This window comes from Paracoccus sp. TD-10, assembly GCF_048270675.1.
GTDB lineage: Bacteria > Pseudomonadota > Alphaproteobacteria > Rhodobacterales > Rhodobacteraceae > Paracoccus > Paracoccus pantotrophus.
In genome coordinates this window covers 682,637-698,807 of record NZ_CP182419.1, presented here as the reverse complement: position 1 = coordinate 698,807, position 16,171 = coordinate 682,637, and the positions used below count along the sequence as shown (strand labels likewise).

Genomic DNA, 16,171 nt, shown 5'->3' with positions numbered 1-16,171 from the left:
GGATGAAGGACCATGCGCAGCGGACGCCCCTGCGGGCGATCAACTGGAACCGGCTGGAGGACGAGAAGGATCTGGAGGTCTGGAACCGGCTGACCGTGAACTTCTGGCTGCCCGAGAAGGTGCCGCTTTCCAATGACGTGCAGAGCTGGGCCACGCTGCGCCCCGAGGAGCGCGAATTGACCATCCGCGTCTTTACCGGGCTGACGCTTCTGGACACGATCCAGAACACCCTGGGCGCACCGGCGATGATGCCCGATGCGCTGACCCCGCATGAGGAGGCGGTGCTGTCCAACATCGCCTTCATGGAGGCGGTGCATGCGCGGTCCTATTCCTCGATCTTCTCGACGCTGTGCCTGACGCCCGAGGTGGACGCGGCCTTTCGCTGGGCCGAGGAAAACCTGCATCTGCAGCAGAAGGCGCGGCTGGTGCTGGAGGAATACCAGGCCGGCTCGGACCCTCTGAAGCGCAAGATCGCCAGCGTGTTCCTGGAAAGCTTCCTGTTCTATTCCGGCTTCTACCTGCCGATGTACTGGTCGAGCCGCGCCAAGCTGACCAATACCGCCGACCTGATCCGCCTCATTATCCGCGACGAGGCTGTGCATGGCTATTACATCGGCTACAAGTACCAGCGCGGGCTGGAGCGGCTGGGCGAGGCCGAGCGCGCGGCGCTGAAGGATTTCGCCTTTTCGCTGATCTTCGATCTCTACGATATCGAGGCGAAATACACCGCAGAGCTTTATGACGGCATCGGGCTGACCGAGGACGTCAAGGCCTTCCTGCATTACAACGCCAACAAGGCCTTGCAGAACCTGGGCTACGAGGCGCTGTTCCCGCCGCAGGCCTGCGAGGTCAGCCCGGCGATCCTGGCCGCCCTGTCCCCGGACAGCGAGAACCACGATTTCTTCAGCGGCTCGGGGTCGAGCTATGTCATCGGCAAGGCGGTCGCGACCGAGGATGAGGACTGGGACTTCTAGGCGCGCGGGTTGCGCGCCAGCCGCTGCGCGATGGCCGAGCAGACCAGCAGCTGCGTCATGTGATAGATCATCACCGGCAGCACGGTAGCGCCCACCGTCGCCGCCGGGAAGATCGCCGTGGCGATGGGCAGCCCGCTGGCGAGGCTCTTGGTCGAGCCGCAGAAGAACAGCACCGCCTGGTCCTGGGGCGGCAGGCGGAACAGCCGCCCGGCGCCCACCATGCCCCCCATGACCAGGGCCAGCAGCAGCGCAGTGACCAGGAAGCACAGCACCAGCCCGGGCAGCGGGATCGCCGACCAGATGCCCGCGACGGTGCCGGCGCCGAAGGCGGAATAGACGATGAGCAGGATCGAGCCCCGGTCCACCACCATGGTCATGAGCCGGTGGCGCTGGACGAAGCCGCCGATCCAGCGCCGCAGCAATTGCCCTGCGACGAAGGGCAGCAGGATCTGCACCGCGATCTTCTGGATGGCGTCCAGGCTGGCGCCGCCGCCCTCCTGATGCAGAAGATGCGTGACCAGCAGCGGCGTCAGCACCACACCCACCAGGTTCGACAGCGAGGCGGCGCAGATCGCCGCCGGCACGTTGCCACCCGCGATCGAGGTGAAGGCGATCGAGCTTTGCACCGTCGAGGGCAGCACGGCCAGGAACAGCAGTCCCAGCGTCAGTTCAGGGCCCAGCACGCGGCCGAACAGGATGGCCAGCAGGATGCCCAGGGCCGGGAACAGCGCATAGGTGGCGCCGAAGGTCAGGCCCTGAAGCCGCAGGTTCAAGAGCCCCGCCCGGACCGAGGCCGGATCGAGCTTGGCGCCGTAGAGGAAGAACAGCAGCGTCACCGCCCAGAAGGTCGCACCGCGCAGGATCTCGGCCGCCATGCCGCGGGCGGGCAACAGCAGCCCCAGCAGCACCATGCCGATCAGCAGCAGCATGTAGGTGTCGATGCCGATCCGTTTCAATGCCTGCATGGTCTTCCCCGTCGCGCGTTCGCCCCTGTCTGATATACATCGGGGCCCGGCACAAGCCGCCGGCGGAATGCCATGACGCTTGCCCCGCTGGCAAAAAACGGTCACAGCAGGGTCATGCCCGACCAAACCGTTCCGACCATGCGCCCCGCTTTCGCCCCCTGGCTGTCCCGCAGCAATGACGTGACCTCGGTCTTCCTGGCGGCCGGCCAGGTGCCCGACCTGGTCAACCTTGCCGGCGGCCTGCCCGAGCCCTCGGTCTGGCCGGTCGCGGAACTGGCCGATCTTGCCGCCGAGGCGATCCGCAACCACCCGGACGAGACGCTGGGCTATGGCCCGATCCCCGGCCTGCCGGCGCTGCGCGACCTGATCGCCGCCCGCTTCTCGACCGAGGCGCTGCGGCTGTCGCGCGAGAACGTGCTGATCACCACCGGCGGCATGCAGGCGCTGGAGCTGATGGGCAAGGTGCTGCTGGAACCGGGCGGGACGGTCGCGGCGCAAAGCCCGGCCTATCTGGGGGCGCTGGACGCCTGGATGCCGCATGCGCCGCGCTATCGGCCCATGCGGATCGAAGGCAACGATTTCGACCCCCATGCCGCGCTGGCGGGGGCGCAATTCGCCTATACGGTGCCGAATTTTTCGAATCCCAGCGGCCGGCTGGTGGCCCTGCCCGAGCGGCAGGCGCTGGTCGCCGCCGCCCATGCCACCGGCACCTGGCTGATCGAGGACGACCCCTATGGCGCGCTTTACTACGAAGGCGAGCCGCTGCCCCGGCTGCTCGAACTGTCGGCGGCCGAGCGGCCCGGCCCCTATGGCGGGCCGGTGGTCTACATGGGCTCGCTCTCCAAGGAACTGGCGCCGGGGCTGCGCATCGGCTGGGTGATCGCCGCCCCCGAGATGATCGTGGCGCTGGCCACCGCCAAGCAGGGCTCGGACATGTGCACCAGCGGCCTGTCGCAGATGCTGGCGCTGCGCGCGTTGCAGGCGGGGATCACCGACCGCATCCGCCCCGAGGTGCTGGCGATCTATCGCGCCCGGCGCGACGCGCTTTGCGCCGCCCTGCAGGCGCATCTGGCGGGCGAGCTGGACTGGCAGGTGCCGGTCGGCGGCATGTTCGTCTGGGCCACGGCGCGCGATCCGCGGCTGGATACCGACCGGCTGCTGCATCACGCGATGGCCGAGGGGGTCTGCATCTCGCCCTCCAGCGTCTTCGATCCCGAGGGGCTGGACCGCCGTTCGCTGCGGCTGAACTTTACCCTGAACCCGCCCGAGCGGCTGGAGGAGGGCTGCCGCCGCCTGGCCCGCGCCATCCGCGCCGCGCTGGCCGAGGCGGGCTGAAGCCGCCCGTCACACCGGCCAGACCATCAGGATCAGCGGCACGCCGGTCAGCACCACCAGCACCGACAGCGGCGCGCCCAGCCGGGCGTAATCGCCAAAGCGATAGCCGCCCGGCCCCATGACCAGCGTGTTGCACTGATGCCCGATGGGGGTCAGGAAGTCGCAGCCTGCCCCCACCGCCACCGCCATCAGGAAGGCATCGGGCCGATAGCCGAGTTCGCTGGCAAAGGTCGCCGCGATCGGCGCCATGACCAGCACGGTCGCGGCATTGTTCAGAAAGGGCGTGACCGCCATGGCCGCGACCAGGATCAGCGTCACCGCACCCCAGACCGGCAGGCCCATCGCCGCCTGCGACAGCCAGGCGCCCAGAAGCTCGGTCACGCCGGTCTTTTGCAGCGCCTCGCTGACCGGGATCAGCGCGCCCAGCATGACCAGGATCGGCCATTCGATGGCCTCGTAAGCCTCCTCGGCGCTGATCGTGCCGGTCAGGATCATCAGCACGGCGGCGGCGAAGAAGGCGATGGCGACAGGCACCAGCCCCGCCGCCGTCGCCGCCATGGCGACCGTCAGGATCAGCACCGGCAGCAATTGCTTGCGCACCCCGCCCAGCCGGATATGGCGCTCGGCCAGGGGCAAGAGGCCCAGCACCCGCATCCGCTCGGGCAGGCGGTCGATCGGCCCCTGCACCAGCAGCACGTCGCCGGCCGCCAGCACCGTCTGGCTGAGCCGCTGGGTCATGCGATGCCCGGCGCGCGAGATGGCGATCAGGTTCACGCCATGCTGGTCGAAAAGCGCGATCCGCCCCACGCTTTGCCCCACCAGCAGCGAGGCGGGCGCGATCACCGCCTCGATCACACCGATCTGGTCGGCAGGCAGGCCCTCCTCGGCGGCCGCATCCTGCCGGGTCAGTTCCATGCCCAGCTTGGTCACGGCGCGTTCCAACGCATTCGGCTCGCCGCGCAGAAGCAGCGTGTCGCCGACGCGGATCACCGTGTCGGGCAGTGTCACCGCGCGACGGACGTCGCCCCGGATCAGCCCGGTGACGGCCACCTCGCCATCGACGGCGCCCAGATAGTCGCCCACCGTCATGCCGACGATATCGGCGCCCTCGGGGACGGTGGCTTCGGTGTGATAGTCGCTGATGTTCACCGCCTCGCTCAGCGAGGCCGTGGCACGGCGGTCGCGCGGCAGCAGCCGATGGGCGAAAAGCAGAAAGACCAGCCCCACCAGCGACAGCCCGAGGCCGACCGGCGCATAGTCGAACATGGTGAAGGGCTGGCCCGTCATCTGCTCGCGCACCCGCGAGACGATGATGTTGGGCGAGGTGCCGACCAGCGTGATCAGCCCGCCCAGGAGCGAGCCGAAGGCCATCGGCATCAGATAGGCCGAGGGCGAATGCCCCGAGCGCCGCGCCATCTTCAGCGCGGCGGGCATCAGCATGGCCAGCGCGCCGATGTTCTTGACCAGCGCCGACAGGCCCGTGACCGAGCCGACCAGCACCAGCAGCTGCCAGCGCAGGGCCCGCAACCGCCCCAGCATCCGGCGCATCACCGCCTCGATCACGCCCGAGCGCGAGATGCCGGCGCTGACCACCAGCGCGCTGCCGACGATGATGACGATATCGTCGCTGAAGCCGCGGAACGCCTCGTCCGGCTTGACCGTGCCCGCCACCAGCGAGGCCAACAGCGCGATCATCGCCACCACGTCGTAGCGCAGCCGCCCCCAGACGAACAGCACCATCATCGCGCAAAGGATCAGCACGGCCAGGAGCTGCGGCATGGCCATGTGGCTTGACCCTCCCTTTCGTCGGATACGCTATCCAATGCCGCAGGCCGGCGGGCGGTTCCGCGGCAGGACAGGTTGTCGCGGCCGCCCGGCGGCACCGGATTGGCGCTTGACAGCCCTTGCCCGGCTGCGGCAATGCAGGGCCGCTACGGTTCCGGCGGATCTGCGCCGGATCAAAAGGGAACACCGGTGCGCCCATGGGCCGCGATGCGGCCGGGGCAAGGTCGGGACTGCCCCCGCAACTGTAAGCGGTGAGCGACGGTCGAACGTGCCACTGGGATCTCCTGGGAAGGCCGGCCCGAGCAGCGATCCGCGAGCCAGGAGACCTGCCGTGGCGATCACCCATTTCCGGCGCGGGGCGCGTCTGGAAAGCGGCCGTTCCGCAGAGGTGACGATCGCCGTCCTGCGGTCGGGCCTGCCAGCCTTTCCACAGGGCATTTCTGCAAATCGCGGGCCTGGCCCGCGCTGGAAAGGCTTTGGAATGTTCAGAACCCCGCTTTCGCTGCTGGCCACAACCGCCGCCGTACTGCCCGCCGCCCTGTTGCCCTGTGCCGCCACGGGCCAGCAGGTCCAGGACCAGGTCGTGCTTGACACCCTGGTCCTGTCCGCCGGCCTGTCGCCGGTGGCCGAAAGCGCCTATGGCCGCGCCCATACCGTGCTGACCAGCGAAGACCTGCAAAGCCGCCGGGTCATCACCGTCCAGGACGCTTTGCGCACGGTCCCCGGACTTTCCGTCACCTCGACCGGCGAAACGGTGGCCAAGATCCGCATCCGCGGCGGCGAATCCAATCACGTGCTGGTGCTGATCGACGGGGTCGAGGCCAATTCCCCCGGCAACGGCGACTATATCTTCAGCGGCATGCTGGCCGAGGACATCGAGCGCATCGAGGTGCTGCGCGGCCCGCAATCCGCCATCTACGGCGCCAATGCCGCATCCGGCGTCATCTCGATCACCACCCGTCGCGCCTCTGCGCAGGGGCCGGGCTATGGCGGCACGGTCGAGATCGGCGGGTTGGACACCCGCACCGCCAGCGCCTTTGTGCAGGCGGGGGACGGGCGCGGCAGCATCAGCCTGTCCGCGGTGGCGCGCCGCACCGATGGCGAGGACGAATCGCGCAGCCCCGGCGGGGATACCGAGTTCAACCGGCAGCGCGTGCTGGGCCTGAACGGCTCATATGATCTGACCGAAAGCGCGACCGTCGGTTTCACGCTTAGGCGCATCTGGCAGGAATACGGTTATGACCGGGCCGTCTCTTTCGTGGATTCGCCCGACGACTATATCGTCGACGCACCGCTGACCGCCGACCGGGACGAAACCTATGGTTCGCTGTGGCTGGAAGGCGAAGCTTTCGGCGGCAGGCTGCTCAACCGCTTTGCCGTCTCTGGCGCCAACCAGAACACGGCGCATTTCAACGGCGGCCTGCCGGATTACAGCGACGCCTCGCGGCTGCGGAACTTCAAATATACCGGCAGTTGGGCGCTGGATGGCGGCAATGCCCGCGATGCCGCGCAAAAGCTGAATGTGGCGGTGCAGAAGAAACGCGAGATCTACGAGAACTCCTTTGCATCGGGCGGCCGGTACGAGCGCGACACGAAATCGGCCTCTCTGGAATATCAGGGACAGTTCGACAACGGGATCGGCGTCCAGGCCGGCATGCGGCGCGATTTCAACGACGATTTCCGCCATGCGACCACCTGGAACATCGCCGCGGCATGGCAGGTGCCCGGCCGCGACCTGCGTCTGCGCGCAGCGGCCGGCAAAGCCATCGTCAATCCCACCATGTTCGAACTTTATGGCTATGCGCCGGGCAGCTATGACGGCAATGCCGATCTGACGCCCGAAACCAGCCGCAGCCAGGAAATCGGCGCCGACTGGAACTTTGCCGCGGGGCGGGGCGCGCTGGGAGTGACGCTTTTCACCAGCAAGGTCGAGGATATGATCATCGGGACCGGCAACACGTCGCAAAACCTTGACGGCACCAGCAAGCGCAAGGGGTTCGAGGCCGACCTGGAATATGAAGCGACCGACTGGCTTCGGCTGGGCGCGACCTATACCTACACGGATGCCCGCACAGAGGACGACCAGCCCGTCGTGCGCCAGCCCCGCCACCTGCTTGGCCTGCGCGCGACGGCCGATATTGCGCAGGGGCGCGGTTCGGTCACAGCCGATCTGCGCTATGCCGGCAGCAGTTACGACGCGGAATGGTTCAGGAACTACAGCCCGCCGACCACCGAATTGCCCGATTACGTCACCGTCAACCTGGCCGCCGGCTATGACCTGACCGAAAACCTGCGCCTGACAGGCCGCGTGGTGAACCTGTTCGACCGGGACTATTCCGAATCCTGGGGCTATTACGGTCAGGGCCGCACCCTTTACGCCGGCCTGACGGCGAAATGGTAAGGCGGCTCGGCCTTGTCGCCGGCCTTCTGGCCGGCCTGATCCTGCCGGGATTTTTCCAGCCCGGCGCGGCCGAGCCGCCGCGCCGGGTGCTGTCGATGAACCTCTGCACCGACCAGCTGGCGCTGATGCTGGCGGCGCCGGGCCAGCTGGTCTCGGTCTCCTATCTGGCGCAGGATCCGACCGCCTCGGCCATGGCGGATCAGGCGGCGCGGCTGCCTTTCAACCACGGCCTGGCCGAGGAAATCTTCCTGATGCGGCCCGATCTGGTGCTGGCCGGGGCATGGTCCACGCCCGAGACCATCCGGCTGCTCAAGCGCCTGGAGATCCCGGTCGAGATGTTCCCGATCGAAACCGACATCGCCGGCATCCGCGCCAATATCCGCCGTATGGGCGAGGTGCTGGGGCGCGAGGCCCAGGCCCAAGCGATGCTGGCGCGTTTCGACGCCGACCTGGCGCGGCTGGCCGATGCGCCGCCGGGGCCGCGGCCGCGCGCGGCGCTTTACATGGCCAACGGCTACAGTTCCGGCCGCGACAGCCTGGCCGGGCAGATCGTGGATCTGGCCGGATTCGACAATATCGCCGATGAACTCGGCCTGCCGGCAGGCGGGACGCTGGCGCTGGAATCGCTGCTGCTTGCCGATCCCGACCTGCTGATCGAGGGCCGCCGCTACGAGGGCCATGCCCGCGCGCAGGAGATGCTGGACCACCCGGCGCTGAAGGCGCTGAGCCGGGGCAGGCCGGCCGAGGTCATCTCGGACCCCGACTGGATCTGCGGCACTCCCTTCATCCTGCGTGCCGTGGCGGGGCTGCGCGACGCGCGGCTGGCCCTGCGGGACGCGCCATGAACCGGCAGGGCCTGCTTTTCGCCGGGCTTTCCGCGCTGGTCGCGGCGCTGTTCCTGGCCTCGCTGCTGACCGGCCCGGCCGGCATCGGTCCCGGTGAAAGCCTGGCCGCGCTGTTTCGCGGCGGCGACGACCTGCTGGCGTTGGTGATGCGCGAATTGCGCCTGCCGCGCGCCATCCTGGGGCTGATGGTCGGGGCGGCGCTGGGAATGGCGGGTGCGGTGCTGCAAGGCTTCCTGCGCAACCCGCTGGCCGAGCCGGGGCTGATCGGCACCAGCGCCTCGGCCGCGCTGGGGGCGGTGCTGGCGATCCAGACCGGGCTTTCCGCCGCCTTTCCCCTGGGCCTGCCGCTGGCGGCGCTGGCGGGCGCGGCGCTGTCGGTGCTGCTGGTGCTGATGCTTGCCGGGCCGCGCGGCGGCACGCTGGCGCTGATCCTGGCCGGCATCGCCATCTCGGCGCTGGCGGGGGCCGCGACCTCGCTGGTGCTGAACCTGTCGCCCAATCCCTTTGCCATCAATGAGATCGTGTTCTGGATGATGGGCTCGCTGGCTGACCGTTCGATGCTGCATGTCTGGATCGCGGCACCCTTCATGCTGCTGGGCTTCGCCCTGCTCTGGCCCATGCGCCCCGCGCTCGAGGCCCTGACGCTGGGCGAGGACGCGGCGGCCTCCAGCGGTGTGCACCTGGGCCGGCTGCGGCTGATGCTGGTCGCGGGCATCGCGGCGCTGATCGGCGGCGCCACGGCGGTCGCCGGCACGGTGGGCTTCGTCGGGCTGGTGGTGCCGCATGTGCTGCGCCGTGCCGTCGGCGCCAGCCCGGCGCGGCTGGTCCCGGCAGCGGCGCTGGGGGGCGCGGCCACGGTGCTGGCCGCCGACATCGCGGTGCGCTGGCTGGCACCGGGTCGCGACCTGAAGCTCGGGGTGCTCACGGCGCTGGTCGGCGCACCCTTCTTCCTGCACCTGATCCTGAAAACCCGGCGCGAGGGGCTGTGACCATGCTGGAGCTTCGCGCCCTTTCGCTCGACCGCGGCGGCCAGGCGGTGCTGGACGGCATCGACCTCAGCATCGGCGCGGGCGAGTTCGTGGGCCTGCTTGGTCCGAACGGCGCCGGCAAGACCACGCTTCTGCGCGCGGCGCTGGGGCTCTTGCCGGCGCGGGGCCATTCCTCGCTGGCAAGGCTTTCGGTGCGCGAGCGCGCCCGCGCCGCCGCCTATATGCCGCAGGGCCGCGAGATCGCCTGGCCGATGCCGGTCGAGGCGCTGGTGGCGCTTGGCCGCATCGCGCATCCGCATTCCGCCAGCGCGGAAGACCGCGCCGCAATCGAGCGCGCCATCGCGGCGCTGCACCTGAGCCCCTTGCGCCACCGCCGCGCCACCGAATTGTCGGGGGGCGAGCAGGCCCGCACCCTGATCGCCCGCGCGCTCGCCCAGGAAACCCCGCTGCTGATCGCCGACGAGCCCATCGCGGGCCTCGACCCGGCCGCGCAGATCGACGCGATGCGGCTGTTTTCCCGGCTGGCCGACCGGGGTCATGCGGTGCTGGCCTCGCTGCACGACCTGGGGCTGGCGGCGCGGCATTGCACGCGGCTCGTCATGCTGCACCAGGGCCGGATCGCCGCCGACGGCCCGCCCCAGGCGGTGCTGACCGCCGAAAACCTCGCCCGCGTCTTCGGCATCACCGCCCATCTGGCGCAGGGCCCCGGCGGCATCCTGTTCCAGCCGCTCGGCACCATTGAGGGAGAGGACCGATGACCGACATGCTGGCGGACCGGCTGGGCGCGCTGATGACCGATACCGGGGCGGGATGGTCCATGGGCTCCTTCGGGGCCATCGCCGAGTTCCACCATGTCGCGGGCGATCCGCCGCCGCAGCCGCTGGAGGGCTGCGGCATCGTTACCGAACGCGGAGGGGTGCGGCTGGACGACCTGGCCGACCTGACCCCCATCGCCTGGGAGGCGCTGAGCCCGCGCCCGCATCGCTGGCAGCAGGGCGTCTCGCTCTGCCTGCCCGAGGGGCGGCTGGGCACGGCGCGGCGCCGGGTGCTGACCGAGCTTGGCCCCGATGCGGGCGCGCTGCGCGACCAGGATCGCGGGGCGGTGCTGTTCGACCTGGGCCTGGACCAGCCGCAGGTGGATTTCTGCATCCGCAGCGACGATCCGGTGCTGGTCGCGCGGCTGCGGGCGGAATGCGGCCGCTCGGTCCTCGACCCGGAAAGCCGCGCCATGGCGGCGATCCTGCCCGCCCATCCGCATCGCGTGGCGCTGACCCGCATCGGGCGCATCGAGGTCTGGCAGAAGATCGGCGGGCCCGATACCGGCGGCATCTCGCCCGTCGGGCCGCATACGCATATCCTGCCGCAGCTTTTGCGCACCGGCCGCACCCATTCGGCGAATACGCCGATCCCGCCCGGGCTGGTGCCGGTCGCCGGGCTGCATCCGACCAGCCCGGTCATGGACAGCCTGGGCCAGGACCGCGATTTCGACGCCACCGCCTTTGCCGATTTCCAGGCCATGCTGGCCGATTGGGGCGATGCCGAACGCCATGCTCTGAAGGCACGGGTCTGGGCGGCGCTGGAAGCGGGCGAGCCGCCCTCGGCCCTGGCCGAGCCCGGCGACCGCCATGCCCGCGCCGCGCTGCGCATCGCGCTGCGCCAGGCCGAACGCCGGGACGGACCCTCGGCGCTGCTGTCGCAATGGCGCGCGGCTTTCGACCGCGACGCGGCGCCCGCGGATCAGGACGCACCCGGCCACTGACCGCCGCAAAGGCGGGGCGGGCCGCCCCGCCTGGCCCTGACGGCGCTTTTTTTCATCCCCGCGGCGGTCGGTTCCGCCCTGGTCAAGGGCGGCGGTTCCGGCCTGGCTTGGGCCCGAGGGAAAGGGGCGAGGCCGAAGCCCCGCCCCGCAAGGCCGATTACTGCCAGGACTTCAGCAGCTCGTCATAGGAGATCGTCTCGCCCTGCGGCTTTTCGTTCTCCAGCGGGCCGACGGGCGAGCCCTCGGCGGCCAGCCATTCCTGCGGATCCTTTTCCTCGTTCATCTTGGGGCCCAGGTCGCCCTGCACGCCGGCGCGCTCCAGCCGCTCCAGCACCCGCTCCTGCTCGGCGCAAAGCGCGTCCAGCGCCTCTTGCGGGGTCTTGGCACCGGAAAGCGCGTCGCCGATGTTCTGCCACCAGAGCTGCGCGAGCTTCGGATAATCGGGGATATTGGTGCCGGTCGGCGACCATTGCACGCGGGCGGGCGAGCGATAGAACTCGACCAGCCCGCCAAGCTGCGGCGCGCGCTCGGTAAAGGACTGGTCCTGGATCGTCGATTCGCGGATGAAGGTCAGCCCGACATGGGATTTCTTCACGTCCACGGTCTTCGAGGTCACGAATTGCGCGTAAAGCCAGGCGGCCTGCGCGCGATCCACCGGCGTCGATTTCATCAGCGTCCAGGAGCCCACGTCCTGATAGCCGATCTTGGTGCCCTCGGACCAATAGGCGCCGTGCGGGCTGGGGGCCATGCGCCATTTCGGCGTGCCGTCCTCGTTCATCACCGGCGTGCCGGGCTTGACCATATCGGCGGTGAAGGCGGTGTACCAGAACATCTGCTGGGCGATATCGCCGCGCGCCGGGACCGGCCCCGCCTCGCCGAAGGTCATGCCCATGGCCTCGGGCGGAGTGTATTTCTTGAGCCAGTCGATGGCCTTGGTCACGGCATAGACCGCCGCCGCGTCGTTGGTCGCCCCGCCCCGCGCCACGCAGGAACCGACGGGGCGCGAGTTCTCGTCGACGCGGATGCCCCATTCGTCGACCGGCAGCCCGTTCGGCTCGCCCTTGTCGCCCATGCCGGCCATGGACATCCAGGCATCGGTATAGCGCCAGCCGAGGCTGGGATCCTTCTTGCCGTAATCCATGTTGCCCCAGGCCCTGGTCGGGCCGCCCTCGACATAGGACATGTCGCGGCCGGTGAAGAACTCGGCGATGTCCTCATAGGCTGACCAGTTGACCGGCACGCCCAGGTCGTAGCCGTATTTCGCCTTGAAATCCTCCTGGGTCTTCGGGTCGTTGAACCAGTCGTAGCGGAACCAGTAGAGGTTGGCGAATTGCTGGTCGGGCAGCTGGTAGAGCTCGCCGTCCGGGGCGGTGGTGAACTCCAGCCCGATGAAATCGTCAAGGTCCAGCGTCGGGCTGGTGAAGTCCTTGCCCTCCTCCTCCATCCACCTGGTCAGGCTGCGCGCCTGCTGATAACGCCAATGCGTGCCGATCAGGTCGCTGTCGTTGACATAGGCGTCATAGATGTTCTCGCCGGTCTGCATCTGGGTCTGCAGCTTCTCGACCACGTCGCCCTCGCCGATCAGGTCGTGGGTGACCCGGATGCCGGTGATGGCGGTGAAGGCCGGCGCCAGCACCTTGGCCTCGTATTCATGCGTGGTGATGGTTTCCGAGACCACCTTGATCTCCATCCCCGCCAGCGGCTGCGCGGCGTCGATGAACCATTGCATCTCCTTTTCCTGGTCCTCGCGCGAAAGCGAGGACAGATCGCCGATCTCGGCGTCAAGGAACCTCTTGGCCGCCTCCATGTCCGCCCAGGCGGGCGCGCCCATGACCATCAGCGCAAGCGCCATGGCCGTGGTCCTTTGCATCGGTCTCATGTTTTCCTCCCTGATGAGACACCGTTTCCCGATCCCCGTCAGACCCAGCGGAACACCGCCGCGGCATAAACGAGGCAGAGCGCGAGCCCCCACCACAGCGGCGGGCCTGCGAAGAACAGCCAGCCCAGGCAGATGAAGGCCGAGCCGAGAAGCGAGATGAACAACCGGTCGCCGCGCGTCGTCTCGATGCGCAGGATGCCGCGGCGCGGGGTTTCCGGAAAGCGGATGGCCAGGATGGTGAACAAGACCAGCAGGCTGGCGATCACCCAGAAGAACAGCGCCACCGGAAAGGTCCAGGCCATCCAGCCGCCGGGAACCATCGGGCCGGTCCAGTCCCTGGCCCCGTCCCTGACCGGCGTGGCCAAGACCAGCAGGCCCAGGATCGCGCCCATCAGCAGGGCGGCCCCGGCATAGATCGCCGGCCAGGCGATGCGCTTGTGCGTCGGGATGGCGGCGTCGGACATCAGACCCTCCCCAGGGCAAAGCCCTTGGCGATGTAGTTGCGCACGAACCAGATGACCAAGGCGCCGGGAATGATGGTCAGCACCCCCGCCGCCGCCAGCACGCCCCAATCCATGCCGCTTGCGGAAACCGTGCGCGTCATCGTCGCCGCGATGGGCTTGGCATTCACCGAGGTCAGCGTGCGGGACAAGAGCAGCTCGACCCAGCTGAACATGAAGCAGAAGAAGGCGGCGACCCCGATCCCGCTGGCGATCAGCGGCATGAAGATCCGTACGAAGAAGCGCGGGAAGCTGTAGCCGTCGATATAGGCGGTCTCGTCGATCTCCTTCGGGACGCCGCGCATGAAGCCTTCCAGGATCCAGACCGCCAGCGGCACGTTGAACAGGCAATGCGCCAGCGCCACCGCGATATGCGTGTCGAAAAGCCCGACCGAGGAATAAAGCTGGAAGAAGGGCAGCGCAAAGACCGCCGGCGGCGACATGCGGTTGGTCAAGAGCCAGAAGAACAGGTGCTTGTCGCCCATGAAGCTGTAGCGGCTGAAGGCATAGGCGGCGGGCAGCGCCACGGCGACGGAAATCACCGTGTTCATCACCACGTAGATGATCGAGTTCACATAGCCCATGTACCAGCTGGGATCGGTCAGGATCACCCGATAGTTCCGCAGGGTCAGGTTGTGCGGATAAAGGCTGAAGGTGCCGGTGATCTCGGCATTGGTCTTGAGGCTCATGTTGACCAGCCAGTAGATCGGCACCAGCAGGAACAGCAGGTAGATCAGCATCACCAGGGCCGAGGGCTTCACGCGCATCACATGCCCTCCGGGATGTCGTCCTGGCGGCGGTCGATATTGGTCATGACGGTGTAGAACACCCAGCTGACCAGCAGGATCACCAGGAAATACATGATCGAGAAGGCGGCGGCGGGACCGAGGTCGAACTGCCCCACCGCCATCTTCACCAGGTCGATGGACAGGAAGGTGGTCGAGTTGCCGGGCCCGCCGCCGGTGACGACGAAGGGCTCGGTATAGATCATGAAGCTGTCCATGAAGCGCAGCAGCACGGCGATCAGCAGCACGCCCTTCATCTTGGGCAGCTCGATGTAGCGAAACACCGCCCAGCGGCTGGCCTGGTCGATCCGGGCGGCCTGGTAATAGGCCTGCGGGATGGATTGCAGACCGGCATAGCAGAGCAGCGCGACCAGGCTGGTCCAGTGCCAGACATCCATGACGATCACGGTGATCCAGGCGTCGATCGGATCATTCGTGTAGTTGTAGTCCAGCCCCAGCGCCTTGAGCCCCCGCCCCAGCAGGCCGATGTCGGTGCGGCCGAAGATCTGCCAGATCGTGCCCACGACATTGAAGGGGATCAGCAGGGGCAGCGCCATCAGCACCAGCACCAGGCTGGACCAGAAGCCCTTCTTGGGCATGTTCAGCGCCACGAAGATGCCCAGCGGCACCTCGATGGCCAGGATGATGGCGGAAAACAGCGCCTGCCGTCCCAGCGCCCCGTGCAGGCGGCGGGAATGCACCATCTCGTCGAACCATTCGAGCCCCGCCCAGAAGAAGGCGTTGTTGCCGAACGTGTCGTTCACCGAATAGTTCACCACCGTCATCAGCGGGATCACCGCCGAAAAGGCGACCACGACCAGCACCGGCAGGACCAGAAACCAGGCCTTGTTGTTCTGGGTCTTTTCCATCAGCCGGCCCCCTCATCCAGCGGCGCGACGCGCCAGTCGTCGGCATAGACGTTGATCTTGCCCGGCGCGAAGGCGACCTGCGGCAGGCCCTCGACCGGCAGGCCCTCGGGCATGACCACGTTCAGCGGCCGGCCCGCCACCTCGCCGCGCACCAGCCGATGCCGGCCCACGTCCTCGATGCGGCGGATGGTCAGGGCCAGCCCGCCGCCGGCCACCAGCCTGGCATGTTCGGGGCGGATGCCGATCTGCACCCGGCCCGCGACCGGGGGATAATGCGCCCCCAGCGCCACCGCCTCGCCGCCGGGCAGCAGGGCGCGGTCGCCCTGCAGCGCGGCATCGAGGAAGTTCATGCCGGGCGAGCCGATGAAATAGCCCACGAAGGTATGGGCGGGCTTTTCGAACAGTTCCTCGGGCGTGCCCATCTGCACCACGCGGCCCTCATGCATGACCACGACCTGCTGGGCAAAGGTCAGCGCCTCGGTCTGGTCGTGGGTGACGTAGATCATGGTATGGCCGAACTGGCGGTGCAGTTCCTTGAGCTGGGTGCGCAGCTCCCATTTCATCTGCGGGTCGATGACGGTCAGCGGCTCGTCGAACAGGATCGCGTTCACGTCCTCGCGCACCATGCCGCGCCCCAGGCTGATCTTCTGCTTGGCATCGGCGGTCAGGCCCTGCGCCTTGCGGTTCAGCCATGCCTCCATGCCGATCATGCGGGCGATCTGATCCACCCGCGCCTTGACATAGGCGGCGTCCTTGCCGCGGTTCCTCAGCGGGAAGGCCAGGTTGTCGCGCACCGTCATGGTGTCGTAGACCACCGGGAACTGGAACACCTGGGCGATGTTGCGCTCGGCCGTGGGGGCCGCGGTCACGTCGCGCTCGCCAAACAGCACCCGGCCCTGGCTGGGGGTCAGAAGCCCCGAGATGATGTTCAGAAGCGTGGTCTTGCCGCAGCCCGAGGCGCCCAGCAGCGCATAGGCGCCGCCATCCTGCCAGACATGGTCCATCTGCTTGAGCGCGTAATCCGCCTCGGACCGGGGATGGGGAAGGTAGCTGTGGGCCAGGTTCTGCAGGGAGATCCGCGCCAT

14 protein-coding genes and 1 riboswitch are annotated in these 16,171 nt (G+C 68.3%); of the genes, 7 read left to right on the top strand and 7 right to left on the bottom strand.

Going from position 1 to position 16,171, the window contains the following annotated elements; all coding sequences use genetic code 11:
- Positions 1–2: 2 nt before the first annotated feature.
- Positions 3–974 carry a class 1b ribonucleoside-diphosphate reductase subunit beta gene (gene nrdF / locus ACNKFW_RS14390; RefSeq protein ID WP_147429059.1) on the top strand — a complete coding sequence of 324 codons (972 nt, stop codon included), beginning with the start codon at positions 3–5 and terminating at the stop codon, positions 972–974.
- Here the strand turns inward: nrdF and ACNKFW_RS14385 are convergent.
- The gene (locus ACNKFW_RS14385) at positions 971–1,939 is read right to left on the bottom strand and encodes a bile acid:sodium symporter family protein (RefSeq protein ID WP_024842574.1); all 969 of its coding nucleotides are present in this window, start codon (positions 1,937–1,939) and stop codon (positions 971–973) included. The two genes, nrdF and ACNKFW_RS14385, sit on opposite strands and share 4 nt — an antisense overlap.
- Before the next feature lie 114 nt (positions 1,940–2,053).
- On the opposite strand from ACNKFW_RS14385, the gene ACNKFW_RS14380 reads away from it, so the two are divergent.
- Positions 2,054–3,274, top strand: a complete 1,221-nt coding sequence (locus tag ACNKFW_RS14380; protein WP_028709817.1) for a PLP-dependent aminotransferase family protein — start codon at positions 2,054–2,056, stop codon at positions 3,272–3,274.
- Between the two features lie 9 nt (positions 3,275–3,283).
- Here the strand turns inward: ACNKFW_RS14380 and ACNKFW_RS14375 are convergent, their stop codons facing one another.
- Positions 3,284–5,059: an SLC13 family permease gene (locus tag ACNKFW_RS14375; RefSeq protein WP_147429060.1), complete on the bottom strand. Its 1,776-nt coding sequence runs from the start codon at positions 5,057–5,059 to the stop codon at positions 3,284–3,286.
- Between the two features lie 132 nt (positions 5,060–5,191).
- A riboswitch (cobalamin riboswitch) is annotated at positions 5,192–5,408 on the top strand.
- 132 nt (positions 5,409–5,540) lie between these two features.
- On the opposite strand from ACNKFW_RS14375, the gene ACNKFW_RS14370 reads away from it, so the two are divergent.
- The 5 genes from ACNKFW_RS14370 to ACNKFW_RS14350 are packed head-to-tail and all read left to right on the top strand — an operon-like array spanning position 5,541 to position 11,053.
- Positions 5,541–7,460 (top strand): TonB-dependent receptor plug domain-containing protein, encoded by a 1,920-nt coding sequence (locus tag ACNKFW_RS14370; RefSeq protein ID WP_024842571.1) that lies wholly within the window; start codon positions 5,541–5,543, stop codon positions 7,458–7,460.
- Positions 7,454–8,305, top strand: coding sequence for an ABC transporter substrate-binding protein (locus tag ACNKFW_RS14365; RefSeq protein ID WP_418025496.1), 852 nt, complete (start codon positions 7,454–7,456; stop codon positions 8,303–8,305). The genes ACNKFW_RS14370 and ACNKFW_RS14365 overlap by 7 nt, the downstream gene beginning before the upstream one ends.
- Positions 8,302–9,294 (top strand): FecCD family ABC transporter permease, encoded by a 993-nt coding sequence (locus tag ACNKFW_RS14360; RefSeq protein ID WP_024842569.1) that lies wholly within the window; start codon positions 8,302–8,304, stop codon positions 9,292–9,294. Before ACNKFW_RS14365 ends, ACNKFW_RS14360 begins: the two co-directional genes overlap by 4 nt.
- Positions 9,295–9,296: 2 nt before the next feature.
- Entirely contained in the window at positions 9,297–10,052 is a 756-nt protein-coding gene (locus tag ACNKFW_RS14355; protein WP_114669112.1) for an ABC transporter ATP-binding protein, read from the top strand.
- Complete coding sequence (locus ACNKFW_RS14350; protein ID WP_147429062.1) at positions 10,049–11,053, top strand: DUF6925 family protein; 1,005 nt, start codon at positions 10,049–10,051, stop codon at positions 11,051–11,053. The genes ACNKFW_RS14355 and ACNKFW_RS14350 overlap by 4 nt, the downstream gene beginning before the upstream one ends.
- 157 nt (positions 11,054–11,210) lie before the next feature.
- On the opposite strand, the gene ACNKFW_RS14345 is transcribed toward ACNKFW_RS14350, so the two are convergent.
- The 5 genes from ACNKFW_RS14345 to ACNKFW_RS14325 are packed head-to-tail and all read right to left on the bottom strand — an operon-like array spanning position 11,211 to position 16,171.
- Complete coding sequence (locus ACNKFW_RS14345) at positions 11,211–12,932, bottom strand: ABC transporter substrate-binding protein (protein WP_024842566.1); 1,722 nt, start codon at positions 12,930–12,932, stop codon at positions 11,211–11,213.
- Positions 12,933–12,970: 38 nt separating this feature from the next.
- Entirely contained in the window at positions 12,971–13,396 is a 426-nt protein-coding gene (locus tag ACNKFW_RS14340; protein WP_024842565.1) for a DUF2160 domain-containing protein, read from the bottom strand.
- Positions 13,396–14,199, bottom strand: a complete 804-nt coding sequence (locus tag ACNKFW_RS14335) for a carbohydrate ABC transporter permease (protein WP_024842564.1) — start codon at positions 14,197–14,199, stop codon at positions 13,396–13,398. The genes ACNKFW_RS14340 and ACNKFW_RS14335 overlap by 1 nt, the downstream gene beginning before the upstream one ends.
- Positions 14,199–15,086, bottom strand: a complete 888-nt coding sequence (locus ACNKFW_RS14330; RefSeq protein WP_024842563.1) for a carbohydrate ABC transporter permease — start codon at positions 15,084–15,086, stop codon at positions 14,199–14,201. Before ACNKFW_RS14330 ends, ACNKFW_RS14335 begins: the two co-directional genes overlap by 1 nt.
- The gene (locus ACNKFW_RS14325; protein ID WP_024842562.1) at positions 15,086–16,171 is read right to left on the bottom strand and encodes an ABC transporter ATP-binding protein; all 1,086 of its coding nucleotides are present in this window, start codon (positions 16,169–16,171) and stop codon (positions 15,086–15,088) included. Before ACNKFW_RS14325 ends, ACNKFW_RS14330 begins: the two co-directional genes overlap by 1 nt.

Bases quoted from the DNA above. Each gene is read 5' to 3' on its own strand.
- nrdF (WP_147429059.1), top strand. From the start codon at position 3: ATGAAGGACCATGCGCAGCGGACGCCCCTGCGGGCGATCAACTGGAAC.
- ACNKFW_RS14385 (WP_024842574.1), bottom strand. From the start codon at position 1,939: ATGCAGGCATTGAAACGGATCGGCATCGACACCTACATGCTGCTGCTG.
- ACNKFW_RS14380 (WP_028709817.1), top strand. From the start codon at position 2,054: ATGCCCGACCAAACCGTTCCGACCATGCGCCCCGCTTTCGCCCCCTGG.
- ACNKFW_RS14375 (WP_147429060.1), bottom strand. From the start codon at position 5,059: ATGGCCATGCCGCAGCTCCTGGCCGTGCTGATCCTTTGCGCGATGATG.
- ACNKFW_RS14370 (WP_024842571.1), top strand. From the start codon at position 5,541: ATGTTCAGAACCCCGCTTTCGCTGCTGGCCACAACCGCCGCCGTACTG.
- ACNKFW_RS14365 (WP_418025496.1), top strand. From the start codon at position 7,454: ATGGTAAGGCGGCTCGGCCTTGTCGCCGGCCTTCTGGCCGGCCTGATC.
- ACNKFW_RS14360 (WP_024842569.1), top strand. From the start codon at position 8,302: ATGAACCGGCAGGGCCTGCTTTTCGCCGGGCTTTCCGCGCTGGTCGCG.
- ACNKFW_RS14355 (WP_114669112.1), top strand. From the start codon at position 9,297: ATGCTGGAGCTTCGCGCCCTTTCGCTCGACCGCGGCGGCCAGGCGGTG.
- ACNKFW_RS14350 (WP_147429062.1), top strand. From the start codon at position 10,049: ATGACCGACATGCTGGCGGACCGGCTGGGCGCGCTGATGACCGATACC.
- ACNKFW_RS14345 (WP_024842566.1), bottom strand. From the start codon at position 12,932: ATGAGACCGATGCAAAGGACCACGGCCATGGCGCTTGCGCTGATGGTC.
- ACNKFW_RS14340 (WP_024842565.1), bottom strand. From the start codon at position 13,396: ATGTCCGACGCCGCCATCCCGACGCACAAGCGCATCGCCTGGCCGGCG.
- ACNKFW_RS14335 (WP_024842564.1), bottom strand. From the start codon at position 14,199: ATGCGCGTGAAGCCCTCGGCCCTGGTGATGCTGATCTACCTGCTGTTC.
- ACNKFW_RS14330 (WP_024842563.1), bottom strand. From the start codon at position 15,086: ATGGAAAAGACCCAGAACAACAAGGCCTGGTTTCTGGTCCTGCCGGTG.
- ACNKFW_RS14325 (WP_024842562.1), bottom strand. From the start codon at position 16,171: ATGGCGCGGATCTCCCTGCAGAACCTGGCCCACAGCTACCTTCCCCAT.